Annotated in this window: 6 protein-coding genes; all 6 read left to right on the top strand. The window is 38.9% G+C overall.

Annotation, left to right across the window (positions count from 1 at the left end; genetic code table 11):
- Window positions 1-17: 17 nt before the first annotated feature.
- The 6 genes from NV377_RS12970 (at window position 18) to NV377_RS12995 (ending at window position 12,657) form a co-directional block, all read left to right on the top strand.
- Window positions 18-1,766 (top strand): sensor histidine kinase, encoded by a 1,749-nt coding sequence (locus NV377_RS12970; protein WP_258199348.1) that lies wholly within the window; start codon window positions 18-20, stop codon window positions 1,764-1,766.
- Between the two features lie 397 nt (window positions 1,767-2,163).
- Window positions 2,164-5,901 (top strand): family 43 glycosylhydrolase, encoded by a 3,738-nt coding sequence (locus NV377_RS12975; RefSeq protein WP_258199349.1) that lies wholly within the window; start codon window positions 2,164-2,166, stop codon window positions 5,899-5,901.
- 500 nt (window positions 5,902-6,401) lie between these two features.
- Window positions 6,402-7,790: an ABC transporter substrate-binding protein gene (locus NV377_RS12980; protein WP_258199350.1), complete on the top strand. Its 1,389-nt coding sequence runs from the start codon at window positions 6,402-6,404 to the stop codon at window positions 7,788-7,790.
- 121 nt (window positions 7,791-7,911) lie between these two features.
- Window positions 7,912-10,806, top strand: coding sequence for an extracellular solute-binding protein (locus NV377_RS12985; RefSeq protein WP_258199351.1), 2,895 nt, complete (start codon window positions 7,912-7,914; stop codon window positions 10,804-10,806).
- Between the two features lie 16 nt (window positions 10,807-10,822).
- On the top strand, window positions 10,823-11,779 hold the full coding sequence (locus NV377_RS12990) for a carbohydrate ABC transporter permease (RefSeq protein WP_258199352.1): 957 nt from the start codon (window positions 10,823-10,825) through the stop codon (window positions 11,777-11,779).
- A gap of 8 nt (window positions 11,780-11,787) precedes the next feature.
- Window positions 11,788-12,657, top strand: a complete 870-nt coding sequence (locus tag NV377_RS12995) for a carbohydrate ABC transporter permease (protein ID WP_258199353.1) — start codon at window positions 11,788-11,790, stop codon at window positions 12,655-12,657.
- Window position 12,658 lies beyond the last annotated feature (1 nt).

Below are 12,658 nucleotides of genomic sequence, written 5' to 3' on the forward strand. Positions count from 1 at the left end.
GGCTCGGGGGTATTTCCTTGTTTAACTTTCCTGTAACATCACTACGCAGAACTATTTTTTTTCGTTCAGTATTCACGTATCTGCTAGTTATTATCCCAATTATTATACTAGGCCTTTATTTGTACAACTGGAGCTATAATAACGCAAGTAAAGATATTTCAAGAGCTACCGTAACACAATTAAACTATTATTTAGAGGATTTAGAACGAGAAATCGAGTGGATGGAACTACAACAGTTTGATTTAGTCGAGGACGGTGAATTAAGTAAGCTAGCTGTCACATGGGGTAAGATGAGTAATGTAGAAAGAAGAGAAAGTTTGAACTACTTATTACATAGACTTACATCATTCAAAAACAGCAGTGCCTTTATTAAGGATATTAACGTACACATTTATAGTATCTCCAAAACAATCTCTGCGATGAATTCTGTTATCGAACTTGATGAGCAAGCATATACGCAATTAATTGCTAATGTTTCAAAAAATCGTGATCGATTATATTATTCGGATGATGCTGTTCATCTTATTGCATCTAAATATGGAGGTGGTAAAGGAGACTTGCCAAACTATGTCGTTCAAATTGAATTAGATTCAGAGAAGCTAAGAGAGTCGTTGCAGTTACTTAGTGCCTATGAAGACAGCGGGTCATTTCTTACTTCCAGTTCTTCCGGATATACAGTGATGAGTAATGATGAATCTAAAATTATAGTTAATAATTATTTGAAGGAGGACAAAGAAAATAGAGATTTCTTGACATTGTTAGCTGTTAATCAAGAAAAGTATCATATTGACAAGGCATATTCAAATAAATTAAAGCTTATTCTAGTCACGTATTTGCCTGAGGAGACAGTGAAGAGGCCTTTAAGCTTTTTTTATTATTGGGCATGGTTATTTGCAATAGCTTCCCTTATAGCTATTGTTGTTTTTTCTTATTCTACGTATCGCTTTATTCATAAACCACTGTTGTTGCTTGTTCAAAGTTTTAGACGAATGGAAGCTGGAGAGTTGGATCGACCAATCGTTCATGATAAGAAGGATGAATTTGGCTATTTGTATACTCGCTTTAATCATATGCTTACCAAATTAAAAAACCTTATAGATCAAGATTATATACAAAAAATGATGATGCAAAAATCTGAGTTAAAGCAGTTGCAATCTCAAATTAATCCCCATTTCTTATACAATAGCTTTTTTATATTAAATTCTCTTGCAAAAGTAGGGGATACTGAACGAATTGAACAATTCACAATAATGTTAGGGGAGTATTTCAGATTTATTACACGTAATGGTGAAGATCTAGTATTATTGTCGGAAGAGATTAAACATTCTCGAATGTATACAGATATTCAAGAACTTCGTTTCTCGAGAAGAATTCGTGTGCAATTTAATGATTTACCAATGGAGATGGAAACAATTAAGGTTCCTAGATTAATCGTTCAACCTATTATAGAAAATGCTTATGAGCATAGCCTTGAGAAGATGAGCGAGCAAGGATTACTTAAAATTTCATTTGAAAATGATAAAGATACCATCCATATTATTGTACAGGATAATGGTAGCCTTCTATCTGATGAGCAATTATTCATGCTACAGCATCGAATCCAGAATAATTCAGAAGAAAATGAAGTGACAGGTATTATTAACATCCATCGACGCCTTATTTTAACGTATGGTAAGGGTAGTGGACTTATAGTAGAACGAAGTGAACTTAACGGGTTGAAAGTTATTATTTGTATTCGAATTAATGATGATATGCAGTTAAAGTGACTCGAAGGAGTCACTTTTTTTATTGGGATTTTAAGGAGGTACTCAATTCTATAACTTGAGGGGTCAATCACCCTTAGTTTGACAGGTTGAAGCAATGAAGGTGAAACGTTACGATTTAAGAGTAAGTTCAAAACAGTCACTTGTGATCACGATGAGTATGCTAACGTAGCGTAGTCGGCATCGAATATGCCCCCATCGAAAGCCTGCGTGTGCTCACGTACACATAACGTACGCTGTGCTACTCGTTTTCGCTGTGGATCATCTTCTTGGTGCTGACAAGCAAATGTTTTGAACTTTTATTTCAATATTAGTTCAAAACGCGGACGTTGATAATGATGAATGGCTTCTTAGTATATTCGACATCGAATAGGTAGCGAATTTGGAAAGGGGGCTATTAATGATTGTTAAATCTAAAAAAAAGTTTATATTATCAGCTATCCTATTAGTATTTATTGCAATACTATTAATAAGTTTTTATCAACTATTAGATAAGAAATCAGATGTAATAACAGAGGAAGGATTGCTAAGTGCAAGTAACCCAATTATGTGGGCAGACGCACCTGATCCAGACGTTGTTCGCGTCGGCAATGACTATTATATGGTAAGCACCAGTATGCATATGATGCCTGGCTCGCCCATAATGAAATCTACTGATTTGGTGAATTGGGAAATCATTGGTTATCCGTATCAACGTTTGGAGGACAATGATGAACATAATCTTCGAGCTGGAATGAACATCTATGGAGAGGGCTCATGGGCTAACAGCTTTAAGTACCACAATGGTAAGTTCTATGTGCTGACGGCATCATTAGACTCTGGAAAAACATATCTATTTAGTACAGAGGATCCAAGCGGGGATTGGGAGCGAACTGAATTTAATGAATACTTTCATGATCCAGCATTGCTTTTTGACGATGATGATAAAGCATACATTATCTATGGCATCGAAAATTTCAATATTAAAGAGTTAACCTCGGATTATAAAGCGATTAACCTATCTGGACTTACTAAGCAAATTGTTACTTCTGGTCAAGAGGGGATGGAAGGGGCACATGCTTATAAAATTAACGGAAAATACTATATTACTGCCATATGGTGGGAGAAAGGAGATATTAGAAAGCAGTACGTATATCGTTCTAATAATATAGATGGTGCTTATGAAGGGAAACTGGTACTTAGTGATACGATGGGATTCAAAAATAACGGCGTTGCAAAAGGTGGTTTAGTGGATACACCAGAAGGTAACTGGTATGCCATGCTGTTTCAAGATCATGATGCAGTAGGAAGAATTCCAGTATTAGTACCCGTTAACTGGAAAGATGATTGGCCTGTTTATGGAAATGAAGAAGGAAAAGTTCCTCTAACTTTGTATACATTAGCAAGCCGTGGCTCTGTTAAGAACTTAACGAAAAGCGATGAGTTCAATCAAGCAACTATAGCACATGATACATCAGATGTTCTAACGACGGAAGTAGCTTCAAGTACACAGTCGATAGGTGTAGAGCTAGTAGTCAACAGTCAGTTCAATAGTAATATTGCCGACTGGAGCGGCAAAGATCAGGCTAAGGTAGAAGTTATTGCCGATCCTTCTTCTAGTGATAATAACATTGCATTTATTTCAAAGCGTACAGTTATGTCTATTAATGAAATTCCAGCAACTGCTTCTGAAGTAGCAGAAAGTATGCCTAATGGTTCACAACTTGGCCTTGAGTGGCAATGGAATCATAATCCTAACAATATGAAGTGGTCTCTCACTGAGAGAAAAGGTTTCTTGAGATTAACGACCGATAATGTTGTCAGCAATGTAATGGAGGCACGAAATACTCTTACCCAAAGGGGACAAGGGCCCCAAAGCTCTGGCTGGACATCTATAGATACTAGTTATATGAAGGATGGAGATTATGCTGGGTTAGCGGCCTTTCAGCAAGAGTATGGCTTTGTTGGGGTAACTAAGAAAGCAGGAGAACAATATATCGTTATGGTTGATAAAGGTGTTGAAATTGATCGAACCTTATTATTACAAAAGCAAGTATATTTCAAAATTGATTTTGACTTTACAACGGATAAGGCTCAATTTTTCTATAGTCTCAACGGCAAGCAATGGACAATCTTCGGGCAAGAGTTACAGATGCGCTACACATTGCCTCACTTTATGGGATATCGCTTTGCATTGTTTAATTATGCTACAGAGAACGTAGGAGGATATGTAGATTTTGATTTTTTCAGATTCAGCCCAGAAGCAACAGCACTTGAAACAACGGCAGTTCTGAGCGCTAACTTGAAAGAAAATCATGTTGAGTTAAGTAAAGAAAAGGGGAGTAGATATGAAATAAGTATATTGCTTGATGAGTTATCAGATGATCAGAATTTCCAGCAACTTCATGCGACGATACAATTTCCAGATTGGTTAGAAGTTGAAAGGATCGTTGCTAACGAACAAAATACGCCTGAAGTAGAAATAACCTATGAAGAAGTGGCAGGCGGCATAGCATTACAAATAAATTCTGTAAATGTAACGAAGCAATTATATGAAAATGTTGACTTCAGTAAGGAACTTGCAACAATTACATTTACACTTAAAAAGGAGCTTGTTGAAATGACGAATGGTGAAATAAAGGTAGATTCTTTGGAAATCGTAGATTCAGCACAACAGAAGGAAAACATTGATGTAAGTGGAGCAGTAGCCAAGCTTACCTATGCACCACCTACTCAAGCGGTAGGTAAAGATGTTTTGAACGGTAATCCGTTAGTGTCTCACAAATTTGGAGCAGATCCTTATGCGTTAGTATATAACGACCGAGTATATCTTTATATGACGAACGATGTATTTCAGTATGACGAGAGTGGCAATGTCAAGGATAATACTTATGCTAATATTAATAAGCTTTCAGTTATTTCATCAGATGACCTAGTCAATTGGACTGATCACGGCTTTGTAGATGCAGCTGGTCCAGATGGCGCTGCAAAATGGGCAACGCAATCTTGGGCACCTGCTGCAGTACATAAAGTGATTGACGGAAAAGATAAATTCTTTATCTACTTTGCTAATAATGCAAGTAATATTGGTATATTGACGAGTGACAGTCCGACAGGACCTTGGATCGACCCTATTGGTACACCACTTATTACTAGAGAAACTCCTGGTGTGGAAAAAGTAACATGGTTGTTTGACCCAGCTGTGTTAGTAGATGATGACGGAAAGAGTTATATCTACTTTGGTGGAGGTATTCCAGACGGACAGGAAGAAATGCCGAACACTGCTAGAGTGATGGAACTAGGCGAAGATATGATTAGTGTGGTGGGAAAAGCTCTTCCAATTCCAGCTCCGTATATGTTCGAAAATTCAGGGATTAACAAAGTGAATGATAAATACTATTATACGTATTGTTCGAATTTCTACGGTGGTGTTCGTCCCGAAGGAAGCCCTCAAGCAGGTCAAATTGCTTATATGGTCAGTGATTCTCCGATGGGACCATGGACATATGAAGGGATAATTCTGAAAAATCCAGGACACTTTTTTGATGTAGGCGGTAATAATCATCATGCCATTTTTGAATTCCATGAAAGCTGGTATATCGCTTATCATGCACAGACATTGTCTAAAGCGATGGGAGTACCAAAAGGATATCGTTCAACTCATCTGAATCAGGTTTTCTTTAATGAAGATGGAACGATACAAGAGATTATTGCTGATTATGAAGGTGTTAAGCAATTAAAAGCCTTCGATCCATATGTTCGAGTAGAAGCGGAGACTATCGGTTGGCAAGCAGGAATAAATACGGAGCAGATTAGTGATAACGCGCAGAAACCTTCTTCTAATAGAGTGGTAACAGATATTGATAATGGCGATTGGATAGCCGTTTCCAATGTGGATTTTGGGAGTAGGGGTGCTACGTTATTTACGGCAGCAGGAGCCAATGGTAATGTTGCTAGCAACATTGAAATTAGGTTAGATAGCCCAGATGGGGAATTAATAGGAGAGCTGTCTATTCCTGCAGCAACTGGCCTAGATCAGTACTCTGAGTTGCAAACGAAAATTGAAGGTGCAGTTGGAGTTCATCATTTATTTTTAGTATTTAGAGGAGAAGACAATAGCGAGTTATTCAAGCTTGATTACTGGCAGTTTCATGAATAGTTAGGATGCTGTGCCCCCATATCTAATTGATATGGGGGCTTCTCATTATAAGGGGTAGTTCAAAAAGCAGACTTTGATAACGATGAATGGTCTCGTAGTTTAGTCGACATCGCATCTGAAACGAACTTGGAAAGTACGGTTCGCGTGTACCAAACACGTACACTTGCGCTTCCGCCTTTCTCAAGTAACGTTTCACCTGCTCGGTTCTGAAAGCCCGCTTTTTGAACTTTCATTATAAGGGGTAGTTCAAAAAGCAGACTTTGATAACGAAATGTGCAGGGAGATAAACTGGGATCAAATATGAAGCAAGCTTGGGAAGTGTGCAATCTTTTTGATTGTAAGCAATTCTTTACTCGTTTTTTTAATGACTTTAAACGGAACTGTTTACGTTGCTAAAAACCTATAATTTAGCAGGTATTCAACTGAATACAGGCAGGTTGTTGAGCTATATATGAAAGCGCTACACTTCTTATGTAGTTAACTCTTAAGGGGGAAAAAAAATGCTAAAGAAACAAAGGTTGTTAATACTGTTGTGCCTTGTTTTTGTTTTAGTAGTATCTGCGTGTAGTGGAAATACAGGAGGTGGCAATTCAGGAAATAATGCTAAACCTGATACATCCAGTAAACCGGTGGTTACAGAAGATGTATCAAATGAAGATGTTGATGTAGTTAAAGAGAACCCAAATGCAACACCTGAAATGGATTTTGATCTTGGTGGGAAAACTGTGAAGATTGTAGCGTGGTTCGATCTTGCAATAAAACAAGATGGCCCGGACAATATCCAGCGCCAGAAAAATCTAGATGCATTAATGGAAAAACATAATTTCAAAGTTGAATATGTTGCTTTGACCTATGATGAGTATGTTGATAAAGTGTCCGCTTCAATGCTAGCAAATGATCCTGTCGGAGATATTCTCTTAATTAGGAGACCTTGGGCAATTCCTAGTATGGTACAGCAAGACTTCTTCTGGCCACTCGATGAATATACAAAGAATGATAAAGCATTCAGTCCAAGCGGTAAAAAGTTCTCCGAATACGAAGGTAAAACTTACGGGTTTTCCATTTATGATGGAGATAATGGTGCAAATGGTATTATCTATAACAAAACATTGATGAACGAGTTGGGCTTGAAGCCTTTGCAAGAGTACGTTGATGAAGACAACTGGAACTGGGATACTTTCCTTCAAGTTGCTAAAGAAGGAAACAAAGATACAAATAACGATGGGAAAATAGATGTTTGGGGACTTGCAAATGTATCCATTGATGCGGCAATGGCTTCTAATGGTGCAGACTTCACTAATGGAAATCAACAAGCGTTAGATGATCCAAAAACGATTGAAGTATTTAATCATATAAGCACGTTTGCAACTGAGAAACTTGTAAGACCGACAGAAGGTGGAGATTGGACAGAGCCAACACAATTCTTCCGTCAAGGTAACACTTTGCTAGTTAATGGTGCAATGTATGAAATTGCTGGATATCGTACGGATATGCCTGACTCTGAAATTGGCTTTGTTCCTTACCCTAAATCTCCAAGTGCAACAGAATATACTAGCGTTACTTCTGCACCTACATTTTATGTTATTCCTAAAGCTGTCGAACATCCAGAGCAGATGGTGTACATCATGGAAAAAATCCAAGATTACGAGTCTGTTAGTGAATATTCAGCTCAGGCTTATTACGAATCTATTTTTGATAACGAGGAAGATGTTGCCAATCTAAGAACAGCGAACAAGAAAACGCATGCACTTGACAGAGAGACTTATCCGTCGTTCCCTTACTGGGAAATTCTTGGTGACTTGAATAATGGTGTTTCTGTTTCAACGGTTGTTGAGACGTACAAAGCTAAAGTTCAGGCTGCTGTAGATGAAGTATGGCTTAAAAAATAATCTATAGTCAAAGTAACTTTAATTAAAATGCAACATTCCTCATTAGGTAGTTGGTTTGTCTCATGAGGAATGTTGCTAAAAGTGCTGAAATTAAAAATAATGCATCAGGAGGGGAGAAACGTTGAACACAAGAAAGAAAAAGAAAGTGATTGTTCTAATGGTTCTTGCCGCACTTCTATTATCCCTGTGGGCTTTCTTACCTTCAGATTCCACCACTCAACCGCATGTTTATGCTATAGGTGGTTTTGATGCCGTTACAGGCTTATCGGAAGAAGATGGGTATGCAGCATATTTAAATCGTCATTCGACAGTGGATAGACCTAATGAGACGATTCGAATCGAAGGGGAAAATTTTGTTGAGACTCTCGGAGATGGTTTTGAGATCGTCAACCAGTTGGAAGGATTAGATGGTCAAGCAGTAGTAACACCGGAAGAAGGCACCATCAGTTGGGATGTATCAATAGAAGACCCAGGATTATACAATATTAAAATTCATTATTTTCCGTTAGAAGGAAAAAGCTCTTCTATTGAAAGAGAGTTTACTATTAATGGTGAAGTACCCTTTAAAGGGGCAGAAATACTATTATTTGACCGAATTTGGGCAAACCGTTATGAAGAAATTCAAAGAGATGATCGGGACAACGATTTACGACCTAGACAGGTAGAGAAACCTGAATGGCAAATCGGTGATTTCAAGGATAGGAATGGTTATTTTGAAGAATCATATTCCTTTTTCCTGGACAAAGGAATCCAATCACTTTCATTAACATCGTTACGTGAGCCTATGGCTATCGATTATATTGAACTGTATCAGAATAAGGCTCTGAAAAGTTATGAAGAACTGGAGAATGAGTACGAGGCCAAGGGCATTAAAGTTGCCCAGGATCAATATATGCTTATCCAAGCTGAGGATGCCATTTCTAAGTCATCACCTACTTTATTTCCAGTATCAGATAGATCAAGCCCTACGGTTATCCCGTATGATGTTTCAAAGATCCGTATCAACACAATTGGCGGATTGAATTGGAAACTACCTGGTCAGTGGATTGAATGGGAGATCGACGTCGAAGAGGATGGTTTGTATCAACTAGCATTGAAGCAGAAGCAGAACCAGCTTCGTGGTGTCTATGCTACACGGAGTCTAATGATTGACGGAGAATACCCTTTTGAGGAAATGAAGAGGATTCGCTTTAATTATGAAAGAGATTGGAAGATGGATGTGTTGGGGGGAGATGAGCAGCCCTATCTGTTCCATCTAACGAAAGGTACCCATCGTATTAGAATGACAGTTTCACTTGGAGATATCGCTCCATTACTGCAAACGATTGAGTCGAGTGTACTTCAGCTCAATGAGATGTATCGAAAGGTACTAATGATTACCTCTAATACACCAGATCCATTTCGAGATTATCAATTGGAGAAGCGTATTCCAAATATGACAGAGGTATTCGCTGAACAGGCTGAAATAATTCAAAGTGTAGCGGATTACTTAGAAGAAGCTACGGGAGAGCGAAGCGATAAGGTTGCGGTTCTTCACTCCATGGTTCGACAACTAGAAGAAATGGTTAAATATCCGGAGACAGTTGCCAAACAATTGAAGTCCTACAAAATTAATGTCGGAGGTCTAGGGACTTGGATTTTGACCGTCCGTGAACAGCCTTTATCGCTTGATTATCTTATCGTGTCTTCGCCTGAACAAAAACTACCAAGAGCTGACGCTACAATATTGGAAGTAATTGGGCATGAGCTAGGCGCTTATGTTTCTTCTTATACAGAAGATTATGACAGCATAGGTAACACGGGAGAAAAGGATAAAGCGATAACTGTTTGGATTACGACAGGACGCGATCAGGCGCAAGTATTGAAAAGCTTAATTGATGATTCCTTTACACCAGAGACCGATATATCCGTAAAGCTTCGTCTTGTACCGGGAAATATTCTATTGCCTGCTACCCTTGCTGGTGAAGGTCCGGATGTTGCTATGCAACTAGGCGAGGATATTCCTGTTAACTATGCGATGAGAGACGCCGCTGCGGATTTAACGAAGTTTGACGATTTTGATGAGGTTGTAACTAGGTTCCGTGACAGTGGTATAGAGCCATACAAGTACAATGGAGGCGTGTTTGCTTTGCCTGAGCAACAGACCTTTCCAATGCTATTCTATCGCAAAGACATTCTTGATGAATTGGAATTGACAACGCCGAAAACTTGGCAAGATATATATAACATGATTTCCGTGCTCCAGAAGCATAACATGGAGTTTTATTTACCACTTGAAACTACAAATGCAAATATGGTTCCGAATGCGACATTCTCTATGCTACTTTATCAAAACGGTGGTCAGTTCTACGGTGATAATGATACGAAAAGTGCGTTGGATTCTGAAATTTCCATGGAAGCATTCAAAAAATGGTCGCAGTTTTATACCAGCTATAAGTTTCCATTAATTGCAGACTTCCCGAATCGATTCCGGACAGGTGAAATGCCGATAGGCATTGCAGACTATACAACGTATAACATGCTGACGGTTATGGCTCCTGAGATTAAAGGTTTATGGGAATTCACGCTTGTGCCTGGAACAGAACTTGCGGATGGTACGGTCAACCATGAAGTAGCGAGCCACACAACCGCAGTCCTGATGCTCGAAAATTCGAAAAATAAAGAGATTTCTTGGGAGTTTATGAAATGGTGGACGGACAAGGAAACTCAGGTCGCTTACGGCCGTGAAATGGAAGGGCTTATGGGCGAGGCGGCTCGTTACCCAACTGCCAACATTGAGGCTCTTGAAGAATTACCTTGGCCAATCGAGGATTATAAAAATCTGGAGAGCCAGTGGAAATGGGTAAGAGGTATCCCGCAAGTTCCTGGTGGCTACTTTACTGGAAGACACTTAGACAATGCTTTCAGAAAAGTCGTAAACGCTAGTGAGAATCCTCGTGAAGCGTTGTCTGATTATATCTTGTACATTAACGATGAAATTGAAATCAAACGGAAAGAATTTAACTTACCGTATTAGTCAGGGGTGGAAGCTGATGCAAACAGAGAAAACCGCTCAGGTCGCAAAGGGATTCATTCGTCCGCAGAAGATATCGAAGTGGGCACATATCGCCAGCGAGTTGAAACGTAACAAGCATTATTATATTTTAATAAGTCCATATATGACGATTTTCTTTTTGTTCACTGTCATTCCCGTCGTTTTCTCTTTGGTATTAAGCCTATTCTATTTTAATATGCTGGAATTTCCACGATTTGTAGGATGGCAAAATTATTCTAGACTGTTGCTTAACGACGATGTATTTATGATTGCTTTGAAGAATACTCTTCTGTTCGCGGTTATTACTGGTCCTGTTAGTTATATCGCCTGTTTTTTGTTTGCTTGGATTATTAATGAACTATCACCTAAAGTACGTGCATTTATGACGTTAGTTTTTTATGCTCCTTCGATTTCAGGTAATGTGTTTTTCATATGGCTAATCGTATTTTCGGGCGATAGCTATGGTTATTTGAACGGATTTTTGATGAAAACAGGTATTATATTAGAACCTATTCAATGGCTTCTTGATGAGAAATATATTTTGCCGATTGTTATGCTAGTTCAACTGTGGCTTAGTTTAGGAACGAGTTTCCTTGCCTTTATTGCTGGTTTGCAGACGATCGATAGAACACTGATTGAAGCAGGGTCTGTCGATGGAATTAGAAATCGTTGGCAGGAACTATGGTTTATTACATTACCTTCAATGAGACCACAGCTTATGTTCGGAGCTGTTATGCAGATTACAGGATCGTTTGCAGTTGCTGATATTTCAATCGCACTTGCAGGATTTCCGAGCGTCAACTACGCGGCTCATACCATCGTAACGCATTTGATGGACTTTGGTAGTATTCGTTTTGAGATGGGTTACGCGTCCGCCATTGCAACAGTTCTCTTCGGCATTATGCTTGGAACTAATATGCTGACACAAAAAATGCTGAGAAAGATAGGTGAGTAACGTTGGTCATGAAAATGATGGCGGTCTTTCGAACGCCTAAAAAGCTTAATCGTTCTTTTACTGTCAGCTTTTTGCTGTTTGCGTTGCTTGCCTTTTTTGGGGCCTTCATGGCTTTGCCGCTCGTTTATGCGGTGAACAATGCATTCAAACCACTTGATGAATTATTTATATTTCCACCGCGTTTCTTTGTGAAAAATCTGACGATAGAAAACTTCTTAGATTTAATATCTTTAATGGGAAATTCTTGGGTACCTTTATCTCGATATATCGCTAATACTTTGCTGATTACGATTGTCGGTACTGTTGGTCATATTCTGCTGGCATCTGCAGCAGCTTATCCCCTTGCGAAATATCGATTCCTTGGCTCAAAGACACTCTTCTCTATCGTTGTGTTAGCTCTAATGTTCTCGCCACATGTAACAGCTACACCCAACTATCTGATCATGTCTTGGTTGGGCTGGGTAAATACGCATGCATCCATTATTATACCCGCATTAGCTTTCCCACTAGGATTGTTCCTAATGAAGCAATTCATGGAGCAAATTCCTGATGCTTTATTAGAAGCTGCCAAAATTGATGGTGCCAATGAATACAGGATTTATTGGACTATTGTTATGCCCAACGTAAAGCCTGCATGGTTAACTCTTATGATTTTGCAGTTTCCAATGTTATGGGGTAGTGACGGGGGTAATTTTATCTATAGTGAGAACTTAAAAACGCTGCATTACGCCTTGGGACAAATTACTGCTGGGGGAATTGCGAGAGCAGGGGTTGGTGCGGCAGTCGCACTACTTTTGATGATTGTTCCAATATCACTATTTATTATTTCTCAGAGTAGCGTCATTGAGACAATGGCTACTTCCGGGATGAAGGATTAGA

The organism is Paenibacillus endoradicis, assembly GCF_024721975.1.